Origin of the sequence: Zobellia sp. 1_MG-2023 (genome assembly GCF_030549125.1) — a bacterium.
Lineage (GTDB): Bacteria > Bacteroidota > Bacteroidia > Flavobacteriales > Flavobacteriaceae > Zobellia > Zobellia russellii.
On the sequence record NZ_JAUOSY010000002.1, the window covers coordinates 404,755 to 423,720 of the forward strand.

Consider the following 18,966-nt stretch of genomic DNA (forward strand, 5'->3'; position numbering starts at 1 on the left):
AAACCTTCTCGTGTATCTTTGCAGCCGTATGGGCATAATATTAAACTTAGAAACGGCTACTACCAATTGTTCGGTAAGTATAGCTAAAGAGGGGCGTGTTTTAGTCATTAAAGAGCACGATACGCCTAATTATTCACATGCTGAACAGTTGCATGTTTTTATTCAAGAGGTGCTTAAGGAGGTAAATATGGATGCTTCCGAATTAGATGCCATTGCAGTCAGTAAAGGTCCGGGTTCATACACGGGTCTTCGTATTGGGGTTTCTGCGGCTAAAGGATTATGTTTTGCTTTGGATATACCTTTAATTTCAATTGCCACTCTAGAGAGTATGGCAGAGCAAGTATCTTCCAAGGAAATAGATTTTGTAATTCCCGTATTGGATGCGCGGCGTATGGAGGTGTACTCATCCGTTTTTGACAAGGATAAAAACGAGGTAAGACCCACCGAAGCCGAAATTATTGATGAAGATTCATTCGCTGAATTTATGAAAAAAGGTAAGGTTCTATTGGTGGGTAATGGCGCCGAAAAGTGTAAATCCGTGCTCTCAAACACTAATTTAAGTTTTGATGCTTCCGTAGTGCCTTCGGCAAATGAAATGGCCCGTTTGTCCTATAAAAAGTTCAAAGTAGGCCACTTTGAAGATGTAGCCTACTTTGAGCCTTATTATTTAAAAGATTTTATCCTTCAACAGAAAAAGAAATAATTCTGTTGGCTTGATTTAAGCTTTTAGGGATTCACCCTTTACATGAACATCACGTTGTGGGAACGGTATTTCAATTTCTGCTTCATCAAACCTTCTTTTTACTTCTTCAATTATAAAGAAGTGAGCGGCCCAAAAGACAGAATTCTCTGCCCAGAACCTTAATGTTAGATTTACGGAGCTATCGCCCAAACTATCTACATACACTTCTGGCATGGGGTCTTTAAGTACGTTCTCATTTTTTTGACAAATGTCTAACATGATATCTTTAGCGGTTTTGATATTAGAGCTATAGCCAATACCCACTTTTATATTATCACGCCTTGTTGGCATCGCACTATAATTTACCACGTTGTTATTGGATAATTGTCCGTTTGGTATGATAGCCAATTGGTTGCCAAAGGTATTTACCTTGGTGTAGAAAATAGTAATTTCCTTTACGGAGCCATCAACCCCCTGGGCCGAAATCCAATCGCCTATTTTAAAAGGTTTGAACAGGAGAATAAGTACGCCTCCGGCAAAATTGGAAAGTGAGCCCTGTAGGGCCAAACCAATAGCAAGACCGGCAGCACCAATAATAGCGATAAGTGATGACGATTTAACTCCCAATTGGGTTATGACCAAAACAAAAAGTAAGACTTTGAGAGCTATACTTATAAAACTCTGTAAAAAACTTTCTAAAGCTAGGTCGTAGTCTTTCTTTTCAAAGAACTTACGGACCATTTTGTTTAAAAACCCAATCACCCATAATCCGGCTACCAGAATAATGAGCGCCATAACAACATCGGGCAAGACCTCCCATACCCAATCTATAGCTTTATCAATATGTTCTTGGTAATCTGCAAATTTTTCCATGTACTATTTTTTGAGGGAGCAACATACTAAAATCAAAGGCTTCAATCAAACTCAGTTAATTAAACTATTGTTAATCCGGAGTGCAAAAATTAAATGCGTTAATAGTTTGTTTATATGTGCCCAAATTGACCGTATATCTAGCCTGTATTTCTATTGAAATACAACCAATCTTTAAGGATTCAAGCAATAAAAAAAGCGTTGTAATCCTATTACAACGCTTTTTTTAGTTTTGGTTTCCGTACTAATTTACCTCAAAGGTAATTTTTACGTTTACTCGGTAATTATCCATTTTACCATCTTTAACTGTAGCGCTTTGCTCGTTAATGTAAACGGATTTAATATTCTTTACTGATTTAGAGGCTTGGGCAACCGCTTGTTTGGCTGCATCTTCCCAACTTTTATCGGAATTTGCCAATACTTCAATAACTTTTAAAACTGCCATAATACTCTGTTTTTTATGATTCGTTTCAAATTACGAAATTATTGAACAGGATTCTTGATTCTAAACCTATAAAAATTAGTCCATTAGCCATTAATGGCCACTACCTCGTTTACTTTGTCTCCCATCATATTTTTCAACATGGTTTCAATTCCATTTTTTAAAGTAAAGGTAGAGGAAGGGCAACCGCTACAGGCCCCTTGTAGTATAACATTTACCGTTTTACTATCCTCTTCATAGGATTGAAAGAGAATATTTCCGCCATCGCTGGCAACAGCAGGTTTTACATACTCCTCTAGGATGTCTACTATTTGTTGAGAAGTGTCATCCAATTCTGCTACAGGTTGATTAGGTGATGAACTATCCTGAGCAGCTTCTTTTGTCTTGGCTATTGCACTTTCGGAAACAGCCTCGTTACCATCCGCAAGGTATTCGCGTATATGTTCGCGTAATTGCATGGTAACGTCTTCCCATTCCGCTACATCGTATTTGCTAACGGAAACATAGTTAAGGTCAAAGAAAACTTCCTTTACAAACGGGAAGTTAAATAGCTGCTTAGCTAATTCGGAATTTTTTGCCTCATCTATATTTTTAAACTCAAAAGCACCGGGAACAATAGGTTTGTTCGCTACAAATTTCATTACAGATGGGTTAGGGGTAACCTCGGCATAAACCGTAATGGCCACTCTTTTATTGGTAAGCTCTTCTTCGTTCACAATAGGCTCCTCTGCATTTAGATATTCCACCAATTGCTGGGCAACCTCGTCTTTAACGTCGTCCCAATCAACAATGTCATAGCGCTCAAGGCCAATAAAGTTTCCAGAAATATATACCGTTTTAATAAACGGAAGGTAAAAAAGTTGCTGGGCCAAAGGTGAATTCTTGGCTTCGTCTATATTTTTGAACTCGTAGTTCTTGTTTTTGGTCAGAAAGTGATTCGTCTCAAATTTTAGAATCGCAGGGTTGTTGGTTTTAACAACCGTAATTGTATACTCCTTCATGGTGTCAAAATTTTTGTAAAAATACAACCTATTTCCGAACAGTCCGTATGGAATTGTCTATATAATAATGTTACGTTTCATCCGTTATACCTTATATTTAGTCGATCAATCAATCATCCACTATATCCAACAGATGAAAAACCGATTACTGCTCTTGCTAGCGTCTCTTGCCTTTGCTTTTCAATCTACCGCGCAAGAAGGTATACCTGTATATTTTGATTACCTCTCGGATAACTATTATCTCGTTTACCCTTCAATGGCCGGTATTAGTGATGGGGGCAAAATAAGGGCTACTGCAAGAATGCAATGGTTTAGTGTAGAAGATGCGCCAAATTTACAAACAATAAATGCCAATTTTAGAATAGGTGAAAGCAATAGCGGGGTGGGAGCCATCATTTTTAACGATGCCAATGGTTACCATGCGCAGACCGGTGTAAAATTAACCTATGCCCATCATTTAAAACTTGGTGGAGACGCAAGAAGCCTTAATCAGTTATCTTTTGGATTGAGTCCAACGTATTTGCAAAGCAGTTTGGATGAAACTGAATTTCGTTCGGCACAACCTGATAATGCTTTGATAGGTAGTAAGATTAGCGAAGGTTATTTTAACATGGACCTGGGCTTTTCATATAACCTTAGGGAGTTTTATGCTCATTTTGCGGTGAACAACCTGTTAAGCAGTAAGCGTAATTTATATCGTTTTGGCCGACAGGATCCTGCAAATGTGCCCGTAATTGATAATTTACGAAGGTATTTGTTTTCTGTAGGATACATTTTTGGTAAGCAAGAATGGCAGCTAGAGCCTTCTATTTTGTTTCAGATGAGTGAATTTACAGAAGAAAAGTCTATCGATTTGAATGCTAAGGTCTATAAGGACGTAGACTTTGGTCGTATTTGGGGAGGACTTTCATACCGTAGAAGTTTTGAAGGTGCCCAATTTGCTACATCAGATAGTTTTGGAGAGCAACGTTTGCAACTGTTTACTCCAATTGTAGGGGCTAATATTGGGAATTTTATGGTGTCTTATAATTATTCCTATCAATCAGGAAGTGTTGTTTTTGATAATGGCGGATTTCATCAAATCACGTTAGGATATGACTTTGGACAAAAAGAACGTAAATATGATTGTTACTGTCCTGCAGCTCAGTAAATACTGTGTAATCTAGATAAAGAAAATAAAAAAAGCATCCTGAATTTTCAGGATGCTTTTTATTTTATGTCAGAAGGGGATTATTCTTCCCACTTATAATCTTTTTTTGCAGCCTGTTTTTTGATGGCTTCCAGCATCGCATTTTCTAGCTCTCCTTTTTCTCCTTCTTTCTGTTGTTCAGCAATGAATTTTTCGCGTTTGGTATTTAGTTTTTGAATCTCATTTTGGATTTTACTTCGTTCGGACTTCTTTTCTTGAACATAAGCTTCCATTTCCGTTTTTGACTTTCCTTTTAGTTCCTTTGGTAGTTCGGTTTCTTCAAGCATGGCAATATCAAAAGACTCATCTTCTAGGGCATCAACTAAATCCCAGTTCTTGTTGTTGTAAAGTCTGGAGCTTTTACTTACGGCTCTTTTTACCGCTACGGCTTCTTCCAGTTCATAAGCGTTGGAGTCTTGAGTACGTTGTTTTTCCATTTTGACACTCCCCATAGCACCGTACGAAATATAGGTCTGATTTAGTTTGGAATTCAATTTTATGATAACATCGTCATAAGGCGTATCAATATGAACAACTTTTCTATTGTGGTCAATGGCAATATATTCACCTCCGGTTAAAGTGGCGCCGTTTTTCCAATCGGAGTTAATACCTTGCTCATAGTTCCCGCAGAAAATGGTGTTGACTACAATGTCTTTTTCTTTGGCATTGGTGACCGCGTCCTTATAGTTTAATTTTCCTTGGGTAAATGGTTCGTTACCTGCAATGAAAATCATTTTTAGATTATCCGGGTTATCTCCCCAATTCAATTGTTTTAAAGAAGTATGGATAACCTCGCCGCAATATTCTTCGCCTCCATTGGTGGTCAATGAGAATAGCTTTTCTGAAATCTCGTCCAAGTCTCCACTAAAATTCAATACTTGCTGAATATACCCTTCCCTAGAGGATAGGTTGTCGTTTCCGTATTGATAAAGGGCAATTTGTAATTCTGGGCGTTGCTCGTTACCACATTTGGCATAGGTGAACTTGTTTACAATGTCCCAAAGTTGAGACTTAGCTTGGTTGATGAGTCCATCCATACTATTGCTAGTATCCAATAAAAGGGCAATTTTAACGGTATTGCTTTTAGGCCTGTCATTTGTATCTGGTAAAAAACCCTGGGCCAATACAGGTTTTGTTGTTTCTTTTTTGGTTTTTAGCTCGCAGCCGTACATGCTTGTTAAAGCAAGTGACATAAAAGCCAATCCTAGAATCTGTCTAATGTTTTTCATAATTTAATTTTTTGAACTCTATTAAGAGGGGATTAATGTTTTTGTAAGTGTTATTGATGAGGTAAAAGTAGAAGCAACTTAATTCTTGTAAAACCTGTTTTGAGTGAAGTGGCCTTTTGAAAGAGGGAACGTTCCTTTTGGGTGTGTGAAGCCTTTAAAACAATTCATTTTTCGCCCATTTAGTGACAGATGACGTTTTTTAATGACGCATAATTCAACTAAGTTTACGTTGTACAAATAATCAAATGCAAACAGTTCGCTACATATTGTTTTTCCTTTTTATTGGGTGCTCCACAATGAACTCTTGGGCGCAAAAAGAGGTGCGCAGTAGCAAAATGGCTCAGCCGCAAAGTAGTCTTCATAAAGTATATTTGGATTCTGCCAACTCCTACAAGCAAAGTGATATTAAAAGAAGCATAGATTACATCACCAATTCCATTGCCGTACTTGGAAAACAGGCTGATAAAAAATCGCTTTCGGAATCATTGGTCGCTCTGGGTGAAGTATATCAATATCATAAACAATATGACCTGGCAATTACCAATTATAAGGATGCTCTGGAAGCCCACAAATCTACCCGGACCACCTTGCTCTTGGGTGAAGCCTATATTTTGAACAAACAATTTTCAGAAGCAGAAAAGGAATTGCAGCCTTTACTGAAAATAGAAGGCCTTAAGCCGAATCAAAAGGTGAGCTTGAACGAAAATTTGGGTGATGCTTACCGCGGATTAGGTTTGATAGATAAAGCCGTAGCCTTTTATGAGGAGGGGTTAATTGTGGCTAAGAAGAATCAGATATCTCCCAAAGTAGCCGATTTAAATTCAAAAATTGCCGATACGTATGCTCAAGATGATAAGTTGGTTGAGGCAGGTGCGTACTACAATAGTTCCTTGCAATTAACCGAAGGTCTGGAGCCCAAACGAGCAGTACAGGAAAAAGAAAAAGTAGCCGATTTCTACAATCAAAAAAGTCAATATGGTGCTGAAATTGAACTTCGTAAAAAAAGCCTTAACGAATTAAAGACCCTACCCAAGGGAAGAACTACTAAAAAAGAGGCCCGAGGAGATTTTGATTCTATTACCTCGCAACGTATCAATTACAAAATTGCCAATGCATACATTGCTCAGGACAAGTATGATGAGGCTATTCCATACCTTAAAGAGAGTATAGAAGAGGCAGGTTCGGAGAATGATCTAGTGGTGCAAAAAGATGCAACACGCAAACTTTCCGAGGTTTTTGAATATAAGGGAGACTATCCAAAGGCTTTTGAAACCTATCGTAATTATGTGTCCTTGGTAGATAGTCTATACGTGCAAAAGGAACAAGAAATTTCTAGGGCGGCGCGTTTTAATCGTGAAATTGCCTCTAAGCAAAATCGTATTTCTGGTTTGGAGCAAGAGAGGGAGTTGTCTCAAAGCAAATATGACTTAGCGGTAACCGGCCAGCAGCTTATTCAAGAGAGTAATAAGCGCCAAAAGTGGATTATCTATTCCCTGATATTCGGGATGATTTTGTTGGGTCTGGCCGCTTTTTTCTTTTACCGTAGCAATCAACAACAAAAACTAGCGAACAATCTCTTGGCATTGAAATCCCTGCGTTCGCAGATGAATCCGCATTTTATTTTTAATGCCCTCAACTCCGTCAACAACTACATAGCAAAGAGTGATGAGCGTAGTGCCAATAGGTTTTTAAGTGAATTTTCAACCTTAATGCGTTCGGTTTTGGAAAATTCCGAAGAAGATTTTATTCCCCTGACCAAGGAATTGGAACTGTTGGAGCTTTACGTAAAGTTGGAGCATTCCCGTTTTCCGGATAAGTTCAGTTATGAATTGAATGTAGATAAGGGGCTAGATGTTTCGGCTTTTGAAATTCCGCCTATGTTGCTTCAGCCTTACATAGAAAACGCTATTTGGCACGGGCTTAGATATAAAGATGAAAAGGGGCTTTTAAAAATCGATGTAAAACCAAAAGGGGCAACATCCCTAGAAATAACCATTACTGATAATGGGATAGGTAGAAAAAAATCATCTCAACTGAAAACCCAGAACCAAAAGAAACAAAAATCAAAGGGAATGGGAAACATCAAAAAACGTATTGCCATTCTGAACGATATGTATAAAAATAAGGTAGATGTTGCTATTTCTGACCTTACCAAAGAGGGCTCGGGAACCAAGGTGGTATTCGTTTTACGAAAAGATTGATAAGCTGCTTGTTCAATTAAAATTCCAATATGAAATTAAACGCCATACTTGTAGAGGACGAAGCCAATAGCCGTGAAATATTACGGAACTATTTAGGAAAATATTGTGTTGATGTCAATTTGGTTGGGGAGGCTGCATCTATTCAAGAAGGATTGGAACTTATACAAAAACATGAATTGGACCTTGTGTTTTTAGATGTTGAAATGCCTTTTGGCAATGCCTTTGATTTACTGGACCAGTTACCAGACCGTACGTTTGAGACCGTATTTGTAACGGCCTATAACCAATATGCCATGGATGCCTTGAACAGCCATGCGGCCTATTATCTTATGAAGCCCATAAACATTGATGAATTGATAAAGGCGGTGGAATATGTACAAGAAATTAAACAAAAAGAAATTGAACTGACGGATACGGTATTACAACCTAAATTGAAATCCGTAGAAGGGAAAATAACCCTTCCGCAGCAAGACGGTTTTCAGGTGCTGAATGTTGCTGATATTCTCTATTGCAAAGCCGATGATAATTATACTGAAATCTATCTAGAGAATAAAAAGATTTTGGTCAGCAAGACTCTAAAGTATTTTGAGGATGCCTTGGCCGGCTTTTCATTTGCTCGCATTCATAAATCATATCTAGTGAATGTTAATGAGGTGGTGAAGTATAGAAAGGGAAAGGGAGGTAGTGTGGTAGTTTCAAACGGAAAAGAGTTATTGGTTTCGGCCTCTAAGAAAAAAGAGTTTTTGGCGTATTTTTAGAACATATAGAATTAAGGTAAAGGAAATTAGAATGATAAAAACGATTAAAGGGAAAACCCCACAATTTGGAACGGACTGTTTTATTGCCGAGAATGCGACCATTGTTGGAGAGGTAACTATGGGAGATCAATGCAGTATTTGGTATAATGCCGTCCTTAGGGGAGATGTGCATTTTATAAAAATGGGTAATAAGGTTAATGTACAGGATGGAGCTATAGTGCACTGTACTTATCAAAAATCGCCAACAACAATTGGTAATAACGTTTCAATAGGTCATAACGCCATTGTTCATGGGTGTACTTTAAAAGATAATGTGCTTGTAGGTATGGGAAGTATCATTATGGATGATTGTATTGTAGAGAGCAATAGTATTATAGCGGCAGGAGCTGTGGTTACAAAAGGCACGCATATTCCCTCGGGAAGTGTATTTGCGGGTACACCCGCAAAAAAGATTAAGGACATTAGTCCGGAACTGAGTTCCGGGGAAATAGACCGTATAGCCAATAATTATGTTATGTACAGTAGTTGGTTTAAGGAGTAAGAACAGTGCTCTGTACTTGGGACTTATACTTAATTTGCTATTTTTGCACGCACTAAAAAATTAAAAAGAATGAACGCATATATATTTCCCGGACAAGGAGCACAGTTTGTAGGTATGGGCTTGGACCTTTATAAAAAATATCCGCTGGCCCAAGAACTGTTTGAGCAAGCCAATGAAATCCTTGGTTTTTCCATTACCGATATTATGTTTCAAGGTACCCCGGAAGACCTAAAACAGACCAAAGTTACCCAGCCGGCCATTTTTTTACATTCGGTAATTCTTAGTAAGGTAATGGGTGACAGTTTTAAGCCGGATATGGTTGCCGGTCATTCTTTGGGAGAGTTTTCTGCTTTGGTAGCCAACGGAACGCTAGGTTTTGAAGATGGATTAAAATTGGTTTCTCAGCGTGCTTTGGCCATGCAAAAAGCGTGTGAGCTTAAACCGAGCACTATGGCGGCTGTTTTAGGGTTGGAAGATGCTATAGTAGAAAAAATATGTGCAGAGACACCGGGTGTTGTGGTTGCCGCTAATTACAACTGCCCAGGTCAATTGGTGATTTCCGGCGATGTAGAAGCCATAGAAACAGCCTGTGTAAGTATGAAGGAAGCAGGAGCAAGAAGGGCTTTGGTACTTCCTGTAGGAGGCGCATTTCATTCACCTTTAATGGAGCCTGCACGAGAAGAATTGGCATCGGCAATAGAAAACACCACTTTTGCAACGCCAAAATGTCCTGTTTATCAAAATGTTACTACCGTAGCGGTAAGTGACTCTACTGAAATTCAAAAGAACCTTATTTCACAATTGACCGCTCCCGTAAAATGGACGCAAAGTGTACAGAATATGGTAAGCGATGGAGCCTCTCTGTTTATAGAGGTTGGGCCAGGTAAAGTGTTGCAAGGGTTGGTTAGAAAGATTGCTCCAGGAGCAGAAAGTCAGTCGGCAGATATCCCAAGTTGATGTTTCATCCGTATATGATGTAGTTCATCCATTAAACCTTGATTTAACCCCAAATTTACGGTTGTGGATGATTTTTTTAGTAATATTGATGCCCATTTAGCCAGGACCTACTTTATTTGCTGTGAATTGAATTTTTGTTCAAAGGACAGTTATGAAATTGAAAAAGAAAAAAGCTCGCTTTGCCCGTAGTTTGAGAGCACATGGCAAAATCGTTCTATTGTTGCTTTTATTTTTAGGTGTTGGCTCCGTGGCCAGTGCTCAAGTTGTTTCTTTATCCACATCGGCAACCAATGTTACCGAAGGAGGACCGAATCCGACCTTCACTATTTCTAGGAATTCAAATCCGGCAACGACGAATACGGTTACTTATAGTGTAACAGGAACCACAACTTCTGGTACGGATTTTGAGGCACTTCAGGGAACAGTTGTTTTGAACTTGCTTTTTCCATCAGTTACCACTACAATAGAAATTGAAGATGATAACTTAGTTGAAAATGCTGAGACTATAATTATAACTATAGTAAGTGCATCAGGCGGTGCGACCATTAATAATGGTGCTAGAACGGCAACCTTTACTATTGCGGACAATGATGAGGGTATTTTTACTTTAAGCAGAACGCCCGCTACACTTGCAGAAGACGGCGCTGCAACTGCAACATTTACTCTTAACCTTGATAAATCTAATGCCACTGGTGCAGCGGTAACTATACCATATACTATTACTGGCACAGCTACTAACGGTACGGATTATTCCGTTCAAGGTGCAAGTCCATTGACTTTTCCCGAGGGTGTTTTAACTAGGAATATAAATATTGCAACTATTGGTGATACGGACCCTGAAGCCAACGAAACTATAATCTTAACATTGGGTGATCCAAGTAACAATACCCAATTTTCGTACACTCAAATGCCTGTAGCGCAACGCACGGTAACAATTATTGATAATGATTGTGCCGCAGGAGATACCCCGCCAACCATAAATGGAAGGGCAAATGCGGTTTGTAACCCTCCTACTGCTACTGTTAATTTAAATACGTACGTAACCGGAGGTGCAAATAGTGCTCCAGCGGGTAGTTCGTTACGATGGAGTAATAATGCAAATCCAACTACAGTAGGGGCTCTATTACCTAACCCTAACATATCTGCCACGGGAACTTATCATGCTGTTTATTGGGCGGATGACAATTCCTGTTTTACAGCCAGTAGTCCTGTTACCATAACTTTTAACACACCACCGTCCGTTGGCACAGTAACTACTCCTCAAAACGCATGTAATAATGCCAACGATGATTTTGGACCAACTCGTATTGCATTAAATTCTTTAATTACAGGTAACGATGCAGGTGCATGGACCTATACTTCAGGACCAGCAACGGTAAATCCGGCAGGTGCTAATAACCAAGTGAATTTTAGGGGGCAGCCTGCAGGCGCTTATGTTTACACGTTTACAACAACAGGTGCTGAGGCACCTTGTACTAATGATTCTATATCGGTAACCATAAATGTTGATGATTGCGATCCTTGTACCGCTGGAAACGCAGCTCCGGTTCTAGATACGAGTATACAGAGAACTTTTTGTGATGACATAACCACTGGTCTAAACGATTATGCGCCTAATAGTGGGCCTAACGGTACCGTGTTGCGCTGGGCAACCGATGATGCGGACCCCACGGGTAGCTTTGTTCCTAATAACAGGCTAAATGATCCTTTGCCAGGTACATATTATGGATTTTATTACGATGCGATAAACGATTGCGCCAGCCCTTTGTTAACATTAACGCTGGCTCAGAGTGAAACACCGGAAATTACAAGTTCAGCGGGCGACAGTAGATGTGGTCCGGGAAGGGTGGTGCTTAGGGCTACGGCAACCCAAAACGCTACAATTAATTGGTTTACACGTGCTACGGGTGGTTCACCAGTGGGTACAGGAGCTAGTTTTGCCGTTAACAATTTAGCAAGTACAACTACCTATTATGTGGAAGCAGAAGCCAATGGGTGTAAATCATCGCCAAGGGTACAGGTTGAGGCGGTTATTTTTCCTCCTGTTACTGCAGGAGCTCCAGAGGACGCATCTTCTTGTAATGATTCCAACTTTGGAACAACCACATTGGATTTAGATACTACTTTCTCGGAAGCAGCAAGTGCGGGTACATGGGCATGGGCCTCTGGTCCGGCTACTCCTGCTATAAATGGAGAAAATGTAGTAGATTTTCAAGGTTTGCCCAATGGTACATATGTTTTTGAATATACAACCACGGGAGCGCAGGCGCCTTGCGAAAATGAAACAGCGGAGCTTACAATTTCAGTGAGCAGTTGTGATACGGATGACGATGGAGACGGGTTGTTGGGTGGATTAGAATCTACTTTGGGAACAGATCCAAACAATCCGGATTCGGATGATGATGGAATAAACGACGGGGACGAAGTTGGTGATGATTTTGATAACCCTTTAGATGAAGATGGTGATGGTATTATAGATGCGTTGGATTCTAATGTTTTGGATTCGGATTTAGATGGTGTTGTTGATCAGTTAGATCCAGCCAACAATAATGCCTGTATTCCGGATAACTCCAACGGACTTTGTGATACGGACGGAGATGGAATTACCGATGGTCAAGAGGAGGCAGACGGTACCAATCCTCTAGATGCCTGTGATCCCGATATCAATAATGGAAATTGCGATCCTACACCAATAGATCTTCAGGTTGTAAAAACGGTTGATAAGGCCGAAGCCATAGCGGGAGATGAGGTTATTTTTTCCATAGCGGTAAATAATTTGTCCGATAGGGTAGCGAGAAATGTTACTATTGGTGAAATGCTAGAAACCGGCTTTGAGTATAAATCACATACTGCTACCGAAGGAAGTTACATAGTAGCTACTGGTGAGTGGACAATTGCCGAGATTCCGGCTAATGGAACGGTAACTTTAAGTATAACTGTTGATGTTCTAGATGGCGGACCATATACGAATATTGCCGAATTGTTGCAGTCTTTTCCCGTTGATGAAAATCCGGATAATGATAGCTCAGAGGTGACTTTAAATATTGATTTGCCCGAGGGTATTGATTTGGTATTGGAAAAGTTTGCAAGAATAGTTGATCCAGAGGATGCTTTCAGTATAAAAAATAATCTAAGTGAAGTAAACCCTTTAATTGGCGAGGAGGTTGTCTTTACTATAAAGGTTACCAATGAGTCCGAAATTGATGCAGTTTCCGGTATTCAAGTTTTAGATGTCATTGCTGAAGAAAGCGAAAGTGGCTTTGATTATATAGACCATGTAGCTGATAAAGGAGAATATAGTCTTCAAACCGGTTTGTGGACTATTCCTGAACTTATACATAGGGAGGTCGCTACTCTGGAAATAAGGGTATTGGTTCCTTTAGAAGGAGAATTTACTAATCAAGCAGAAATTATAAGGTCTTCACCTGTAGATAGTGAAGGCAAGTACGAGAATAATATTGATTCGGTACGTGTTAGGGTCTCAAGAAAATCCGATTTAGATCTTGGATTGATTTTTAATCAATTTTCGCCAAATAATGACGGTGTAAATGATGAATTAAAAATCAATAAGTATCAGAGAAATGAAGATGGTACTTTCAATTCAACCCCGGTAGATCTTGTTTACGATATTAAAATTTTCAATAGATACGGAAAAGTGGTTTTCGAGGGCGATCAGATGACCGAGGAAATTATTTGGGACGGAATGTGGGAAGGTAAAGAGGCCCCAGACGGTACTTACTTCTACGTTTTAAATTTAACCTTACAAGAAGAAGTAGAAGGTTTTGATACCAATACCACTAAAAAAGGCTGGATACAGCTCATAAGATAATTTGGATAATGCAGTATAGAACATTAAAATCCTTTTACGGTTACATCTGCTTTGCTATAGGTGTATTGTTCATTTCGGCAAACGGTTTTGCCCAAAAAGAACCACAGTATACGCAGTATATGTACAATATTGGTAGCTTCAATCCTGGTTATGTGGGGTCGGTTCAGAATCCTGAAATAGCAGTTGCCTATAGGGCTCAATGGTTAGATGTAGATGGGTCTCCCCGTACGATTCGCTTAGGTACCAACATACCATTTGCCAATGAAAGAACAGGCATGGGGTTCAATATTATAAGTGACCAATTAGGGCCATCAACTCAGACATATGTAGAGTTGGCTTATTCCTATCAATTTAATGTATCGGATAAAGCAAAGCTTTCTTTTGGTATGGATGCCGGTGGTTCATTCTTAAACGTAGATTTTTCAAAGGGTACGTTCGAAAACCCCGGAGAACCTATTTTAGGGCGTGAGACCATTTCAAAATTCTACCCGACTATTGGGGCTGGTTTCTTCTTGTATGAAGATGATATTTGGTATTTAGGAGCGTCTATTCCCAATTTTTTAACTGATGGAATCTATAATGATGATGTCGCCACGATTATAGAGGATAAAATGCAATTCAATTTTATTGGGGGGTACGTTTTTGATGTTTCGGAAACATTAAAGTTCAAACCCGCTTTTTTATTGAATTATATTAACGGAGCTCCGTTGAACACCAATCTTAGTGCTAACTTTTTGTTTAATGATCGGTTTACAATGGGTGCATCCTATCGTTTGGGGAGTGCCGTTAGTGGTTTAGTTGGCTTTCAGATTACGAGCGGTAGCTTTATTGGTTATTCTTATGATTACAACACAAACCCACTAGGAGAGTTTAGTAGTGGTTCCCATGAAGTTATTCTTAAGTTCTTCTTGGGTAGAGGTGATGGTTCCGGAGGAAGCAACAAGAGCTTAAAAGGAAAGCCAAAACAAATAGATACGCCAAGATTTTTCTAATATTAGACTATGAAATTCAAAATCTTCATATTACTTTTTACGTTGACCGTGGCACCTTCGTTCGGTCAAGAAATGACATCTAAAGGCGATAAGTATTTTTATAGTTATGCGTATGAAGATGCTATTTTAGAATATAACAAACAAATGCAAGAGGGTAAGTTCATTACCAACCATCAGCTCTTGAATTTGGCCGATTCCTATTTTAAAACGGGAGAATATAATAAAGCATCTAAATTATATTTAGATATTAATAAGAACGATACTATCATGTCTGCACATCGGTTTAATAAGATGTTGCAGAGCTTGGCTAAAATCTCGGAACAGGAAAGAGTAAAGGCCTTTTTGAAGTCCAAAAGCAATGTTCTTGAAAGTGAATTGGTAGAAAATGCTGACTTCAATTATTTACTACAGGATAACAAGGAAACGGAATCTGCAGGGTTCTTTATTTTTACATTGACCGGTAATAGTGAATTTTCCGATTTTTCACCTGCTTTTCACGAAGACAAGTTGCTGTTTAGTAGTGGTAGAAAGAATAAATCAAAACGTATTTATGGGCCATCTGGGGAGTCGTACTTGGATATTTATGAGGCCGATATAGAAAAGGGTGGAAACATCAGCAATGTTAATGTATATAAAGGCGTGCCGGATTCCCCTTTTCACAAATCTACACCTTTCTACTCCAGTATTACAGGAGGAACGTACTATGTGCTTTCCAATGCTAACGGAAAACAACTTTCGTTTGATGAGAAAGGAAAAAATGCACTGGCAATTGGTATGGCATATGAAGGCGGACTTTTTCGGTTTTTGCTAAAAGACTTAAGTACCTCTTTTTACTATCCTTTCTACGATGCGGCAAGCGAAAGATTATATTTTGCGGCAAATTTTGATGATAGTTATGGGGGAACCGACCTTTATTATGTTGTAACCAATAACGGTCAGGTTATGTCCGAACCCATTAACATGGGGCCTAGAGTCAATACTCCTGGAAATGAAATTGCTCCTTTTGTCTACGATAATAGCCTCTTTTTTTCTTCCGATGTTTTTTATGGACATGGGGGTATGGATGTATACCGAAGCAATATTCAGCCAGATAACACCTTTAGTATTCCTGTAAATCTAGGAGAAGGAATCAATACGAAATATGATGAATTTGGCTTTATCATTCGCCCAAGCGAAGGACATGAGCTAATGGGATATTTTTCGTCTAATAGACCAGGAGGTAAAGGTAATGATGATATTTATGGCTTTAAGATAGCAAGTAAACCAGGGCCACGCACACTTATATTTAAGGGTACGGTAGTGAAACCTCCCTACGATACCCCTATAGCTAATGTGGGTGTAACGGTTTTTGATAAGGATGGTGCTGTACTCAGTCAAATGGTTACTAATATCAATGGTGCCTATCAAGTAGAGATACCCTATACAGATGTGGTTTCCATGGAGATTTCCAAAGATGGTTATTCAACATTTAAAGAGAAATACAATCCAAAGGAATTAGAAGAATTACAGAAGGCGCCATCTCAAATACAATTGGTCTCTTTAGAGGATATTGTTAGGGAGAAAGAAGGAAAGAATGTGCTAAGCCTGAATAATTTCTATTTTGAGACAGGCAAGAGTAATGTAACCTTGGCCATGACACCGGAATTGGACAAGGTAGTAGATGCCATAAAAAAATTCCCTAAACTTAAAATTTCAATTGAGACCCATACGGATAGTAGAGGAGGTAGCAGTTCTAACAAACGTATATCTGAAAAACGTTCTGCAGCAATAAAAGCTTATTTATTGGCGAACGGAGTGCCAAATGAAAACATCACCAAGGCAGTTGGTTATGGCGAGGAAAAAATTACCAATAATTGTACAAATGGTGTGTACTGTTTAGACTTTTTACATAAGCAAAACCTTAGAACGCTATTTGTTATCGAGAATTATGAGGAACTAAGTAAGTAAGCTTGGTTACTGCGGTTAATTGAAGACTACAATATAAAAGTAGTATACGGAAAAGAGCGATAGAAAGAGAATACCTAAGTAGGTCAGTAGTTGCAATGGTTTATTCGGTTTATTTGCTTCCGGTATTTCTTCGCTCATTACATTTTTTAAATTCATATACCCTACAATAGGTGCTACAACAAAGGAAACAAAAGTTGCCAAGGCCACCAATTGCCCCATGTTGGATTTAAAGACGCTTACAACGGTAAAGTTTATACATGCCAAGGCAAGTACGCCAAATGCGAAAACCCGTTTATTTCCAGACAATTTCAAGTTAGAAAATAGCAGGTCTATTATATCTAAGCTAACCCTGGCCAAGGCGTCATGTGCCGTCATACACGTACTGAACATGGTTGCGAAGGCAGATATGGCAATAAGAATATAGGCCCATGGTCCAATATGGGTAGTGAATAATTGTACAATTTGATCCGCGAAGGTTACTGCATTTCCACTTAACGCAGTGTTGGTGCCATAGAGGGTCATACATCCGATTATCAGAAAGAAAATTGCCAATAACGATGTTGTAAAATACCCCACCTTAAATTCCTGTAGAGATTCCCTTAAGGAAGGTTTGGGTTGGGTCTTCCATTTTTCTACACTCCATAGACTTACCCAGCTAGAAGCCTCTACTGTAGTGGGCATCCACCCCATTAAACTAATGAGAAAAAGAATTCCCATGCTATCAAAAATAGGTGGTGAGGTAAAGTCTGAAACCGGTACTACGGGGCCTTTAAGTAGAACAACAATGGTTGTGACCAAAAGGGCAAGGAATAAAATGGAAACCACAAATTTTAGGGATACCTCCATAAATCTATATTTGCCAATAATAAGTAAGAGACTTATAAAAGCAAAAAGGGCAAGAGATATATAGTTAATATAAGTTTCAGATATCTGAAAAAGGTTAATGAACAACCCGGCAGTTACGGTGTATAAGGCTGCTAGAATGGTAAAAGTGGTTATTAGGGTAATAATGGCATAAAACCACAAATAACCTCTACCTCGGTTGAGGTAACCTTCCGTAAGCGTTTTTCCTGTAACATTGGTGTAGCGCACTCCAAACTCAAAAAATGGATATTTAAAAATGTTGGCCAAGAGAATAGGAATCGCCATTACCCATCCGTATTGGGCGCCAGCTTTTGTAGAAAGAACCAAGTGAGACGTGCCTATTGCCATACTGGCAAACAGCAGACCCGGTCCAAGATTTTTTAAAAGCACTTTTAATTTTGACACCTTAAAATGAATTTAGGCAACCAAAATAGGTTTTTTAAATGAAAGGGAGGTTTATTTTATTTCAACACGTTCGCCAAAAAACTTGGGTTGAGTGTTGAAAAGTAAATCTAGAAATACCTTAACTCGCGCTAGATATTCCCGTAGCTGAACTTTTAGACCTTCTTTGCCACTAATGCCTGTTGCGTTGTAGCCAATAGCCTTTAAGCCCTTTTTCTCGGCCAAGTAAATGGCTCTTTGGTTGTGGAATTCTTGAGATATAACAGTAACGTTGTCTAATCCGAATACTTCTTTGGCACGAACCATGGAATCCAAAGTTCTAAATCCGGCAAAGTCCAGAAATATTTTTTCAGGAGGTATTCCGTTGGCAATTAAATCTTTTTTGAACGTATTGGGTTCGTTGTAGTAGCGAGTACCGTTATCGCCGCTTACCAATACAAAGTCAATTTTTTGGGCATTATAAAGCTCAACCGTAGCTTTTATGCGGTAAGTATAGTACGGGTTGGGAAGACCTCCAATCAATTTTTTAGAAGTTCCTAGTACCAACCCCACCCTGTTTTTAGTGATTTCATTTGAATCCGAAAAGGTCTTGCCTTCTGCAGATGAACTTATTATATAGTCACATAACAGGATAAAGAGAAAAAGGACTATAATAAGTAATCCACCAATTTTGTAGAGCCTTTTTCTCATATAGATATTAAGTATGTTATAAATATAGGCAAAAGAAAGCCTAGGAGCGCTTTCTTTTAAATAAGCTCGTTCAAATCCTTTTCTAGCTGTTGAATTTCCGATTGTATGGTTAGATACCCTCTTTTGGGAGCTAAATTTAACTTTGAGGTCAATGTATTTACTTCAAAAATAATATTGCTCAATCTAATATTAAAATTACGGGCTATCTCATACTTTCTACCATCGGAATTACCATAGTAATTAGATTGAAACCTGAGTTTTATTTGTTGAAGCTTTGTAATCAATTTTTCCGTTGGGTGGTCAAATTTTGGCTGATGTAAATTGATTGATGTTTGTGTAGAGTTCGAGGCCATATTGCTATAAATTAAGATG

Annotated in this window: 16 protein-coding genes; 9 read left to right on the forward strand and 7 right to left on the reverse strand. The window is 38.9% G+C overall.

What is annotated here, in order from left to right; genetic code table 11:
* Positions 1 to 28 precede the first annotated feature (28 nt).
* Complete coding sequence (tsaB, locus tag Q4597_RS05735; protein ID WP_303405194.1) at positions 29 to 703, forward strand: tRNA (adenosine(37)-N6)-threonylcarbamoyltransferase complex dimerization subunit type 1 TsaB; 675 nt, start codon at positions 29 to 31, stop codon at positions 701 to 703.
* Between the two features lie 15 nt (positions 704 to 718).
* Here tsaB and Q4597_RS05740 read toward each other — a convergent pair whose 3' ends face one another.
* The 3 genes from Q4597_RS05740 to Q4597_RS05750 all read right to left on the reverse strand — a co-directional run bounded on the left by Q4597_RS05740 (position 719) and on the right by Q4597_RS05750 (position 2,995).
* On the reverse strand, positions 719 to 1,555 hold the full coding sequence (locus Q4597_RS05740; RefSeq protein WP_289061546.1) for a mechanosensitive ion channel family protein: 837 nt from the start codon (positions 1,553 to 1,555) through the stop codon (positions 719 to 721).
* Positions 1,556 to 1,796: 241 nt separating this feature from the next.
* Positions 1,797 to 1,997 carry a dodecin family protein gene (locus Q4597_RS05745; protein ID WP_215438486.1) on the reverse strand — a complete coding sequence of 67 codons (201 nt, stop codon included), beginning with the start codon at positions 1,995 to 1,997 and terminating at the stop codon, positions 1,797 to 1,799.
* Positions 1,998 to 2,080: 83 nt separating this feature from the next.
* Positions 2,081 to 2,995, reverse strand: coding sequence for a NifU family protein (locus Q4597_RS05750; RefSeq protein WP_303405195.1), 915 nt, complete (start codon positions 2,993 to 2,995; stop codon positions 2,081 to 2,083).
* A 133-nt stretch (positions 2,996 to 3,128) separates the two neighbouring features.
* On the opposite strand from Q4597_RS05750, the gene Q4597_RS05755 reads away from it, so the two are divergent.
* Positions 3,129 to 4,145 carry a type IX secretion system membrane protein PorP/SprF gene (locus Q4597_RS05755; RefSeq protein WP_038237978.1) on the forward strand — a complete coding sequence of 339 codons (1,017 nt, stop codon included), beginning with the start codon at positions 3,129 to 3,131 and terminating at the stop codon, positions 4,143 to 4,145.
* An 80-nt stretch (positions 4,146 to 4,225) separates the two neighbouring features.
* On the opposite strand, the gene Q4597_RS05760 is transcribed toward Q4597_RS05755, so the two are convergent.
* Complete coding sequence (locus tag Q4597_RS05760; protein ID WP_303405197.1) at positions 4,226 to 5,413, reverse strand: VWA domain-containing protein; 1,188 nt, start codon at positions 5,411 to 5,413, stop codon at positions 4,226 to 4,228.
* Positions 5,414 to 5,658: 245 nt separating this feature from the next.
* On the opposite strand from Q4597_RS05760, the gene Q4597_RS05765 reads away from it, so the two are divergent.
* From Q4597_RS05765 to Q4597_RS05795, 7 genes are all read left to right on the forward strand, one after another.
* Positions 5,659 to 7,614: a histidine kinase gene (locus Q4597_RS05765; RefSeq protein WP_303405198.1), complete on the forward strand. Its 1,956-nt coding sequence runs from the start codon at positions 5,659 to 5,661 to the stop codon at positions 7,612 to 7,614.
* A gap of 29 nt (positions 7,615 to 7,643) precedes the next feature.
* A complete protein-coding gene (locus tag Q4597_RS05770; protein WP_303405199.1) occupies positions 7,644 to 8,372 on the forward strand; it encodes a LytTR family DNA-binding domain-containing protein in 729 nt (242 codons plus the stop codon).
* 31 nt (positions 8,373 to 8,403) lie between these two features.
* Positions 8,404 to 8,913, forward strand: coding sequence for a gamma carbonic anhydrase family protein (locus Q4597_RS05775; protein WP_303405200.1), 510 nt, complete (start codon positions 8,404 to 8,406; stop codon positions 8,911 to 8,913).
* A gap of 69 nt (positions 8,914 to 8,982) precedes the next feature.
* On the forward strand, positions 8,983 to 9,870 hold the full coding sequence (gene fabD / locus Q4597_RS05780) for an ACP S-malonyltransferase (RefSeq protein ID WP_303405202.1): 888 nt from the start codon (positions 8,983 to 8,985) through the stop codon (positions 9,868 to 9,870).
* A 151-nt stretch (positions 9,871 to 10,021) separates the two neighbouring features.
* Positions 10,022 to 13,699 (forward strand): Calx-beta domain-containing protein, encoded by a 3,678-nt coding sequence (locus Q4597_RS05785; protein WP_303405204.1) that lies wholly within the window; start codon positions 10,022 to 10,024, stop codon positions 13,697 to 13,699.
* Between the two features lie 8 nt (positions 13,700 to 13,707).
* The gene (locus tag Q4597_RS05790; RefSeq protein WP_303405206.1) at positions 13,708 to 14,691 is read left to right on the forward strand and encodes a type IX secretion system membrane protein PorP/SprF; all 984 of its coding nucleotides are present in this window, start codon (positions 13,708 to 13,710) and stop codon (positions 14,689 to 14,691) included.
* A gap of 9 nt (positions 14,692 to 14,700) precedes the next feature.
* A complete protein-coding gene (locus tag Q4597_RS05795; protein WP_303405208.1) occupies positions 14,701 to 16,638 on the forward strand; it encodes an OmpA family protein in 1,938 nt (645 codons plus the stop codon).
* Between the two features lie 15 nt (positions 16,639 to 16,653).
* On the opposite strand, the gene Q4597_RS05800 is transcribed toward Q4597_RS05795, so the two are convergent.
* The 3 genes from Q4597_RS05800 to Q4597_RS05810 are packed head-to-tail and all read right to left on the reverse strand — an operon-like array spanning position 16,654 to position 18,947.
* The gene (locus Q4597_RS05800) at positions 16,654 to 17,907 is read right to left on the reverse strand and encodes an NRAMP family divalent metal transporter (protein ID WP_303405209.1); all 1,254 of its coding nucleotides are present in this window, start codon (positions 17,905 to 17,907) and stop codon (positions 16,654 to 16,656) included.
* Between the two features lie 51 nt (positions 17,908 to 17,958).
* Positions 17,959 to 18,594: a vancomycin high temperature exclusion protein gene (locus Q4597_RS05805; RefSeq protein WP_303405211.1), complete on the reverse strand. Its 636-nt coding sequence runs from the start codon at positions 18,592 to 18,594 to the stop codon at positions 17,959 to 17,961.
* Between the two features lie 56 nt (positions 18,595 to 18,650).
* A complete protein-coding gene (locus tag Q4597_RS05810; RefSeq protein WP_303405213.1) occupies positions 18,651 to 18,947 on the reverse strand; it encodes a hypothetical protein in 297 nt (98 codons plus the stop codon).
* Positions 18,948 to 18,966 lie beyond the last annotated feature (19 nt).

Excerpts from the sequence above, each read along its gene's own strand:
- tsaB (WP_303405194.1), top strand. The coding sequence starts at position 29 with ATGGGCATAATATTAAACTTAGAAACGGCTACTACCAATTGTTCGGTA.
- Q4597_RS05740 (WP_289061546.1), bottom strand. The coding sequence starts at position 1,555 with ATGGAAAAATTTGCAGATTACCAAGAACATATTGATAAAGCTATAGAT.
- Q4597_RS05745 (WP_215438486.1), bottom strand. The coding sequence starts at position 1,997 with ATGGCAGTTTTAAAAGTTATTGAAGTATTGGCAAATTCCGATAAAAGT.
- Q4597_RS05750 (WP_303405195.1), bottom strand. The coding sequence starts at position 2,995 with ATGAAGGAGTATACAATTACGGTTGTTAAAACCAACAACCCTGCGATT.
- Q4597_RS05755 (WP_038237978.1), top strand. The coding sequence starts at position 3,129 with ATGAAAAACCGATTACTGCTCTTGCTAGCGTCTCTTGCCTTTGCTTTT.
- Q4597_RS05760 (WP_303405197.1), bottom strand. The coding sequence starts at position 5,413 with ATGAAAAACATTAGACAGATTCTAGGATTGGCTTTTATGTCACTTGCT.
- Q4597_RS05765 (WP_303405198.1), top strand. The coding sequence starts at position 5,659 with ATGCAAACAGTTCGCTACATATTGTTTTTCCTTTTTATTGGGTGCTCC.
- Q4597_RS05770 (WP_303405199.1), top strand. The coding sequence starts at position 7,644 with ATGAAATTAAACGCCATACTTGTAGAGGACGAAGCCAATAGCCGTGAA.
- Q4597_RS05775 (WP_303405200.1), top strand. The coding sequence starts at position 8,404 with ATGATAAAAACGATTAAAGGGAAAACCCCACAATTTGGAACGGACTGT.
- fabD (WP_303405202.1), top strand. The coding sequence starts at position 8,983 with ATGAACGCATATATATTTCCCGGACAAGGAGCACAGTTTGTAGGTATG.
- Q4597_RS05785 (WP_303405204.1), top strand. The coding sequence starts at position 10,022 with ATGAAATTGAAAAAGAAAAAAGCTCGCTTTGCCCGTAGTTTGAGAGCA.
- Q4597_RS05790 (WP_303405206.1), top strand. The coding sequence starts at position 13,708 with ATGCAGTATAGAACATTAAAATCCTTTTACGGTTACATCTGCTTTGCT.
- Q4597_RS05795 (WP_303405208.1), top strand. The coding sequence starts at position 14,701 with ATGAAATTCAAAATCTTCATATTACTTTTTACGTTGACCGTGGCACCT.
- Q4597_RS05805 (WP_303405211.1), bottom strand. The coding sequence starts at position 18,594 with ATGAGAAAAAGGCTCTACAAAATTGGTGGATTACTTATTATAGTCCTT.
- Q4597_RS05810 (WP_303405213.1), bottom strand. The coding sequence starts at position 18,947 with ATGGCCTCGAACTCTACACAAACATCAATCAATTTACATCAGCCAAAA.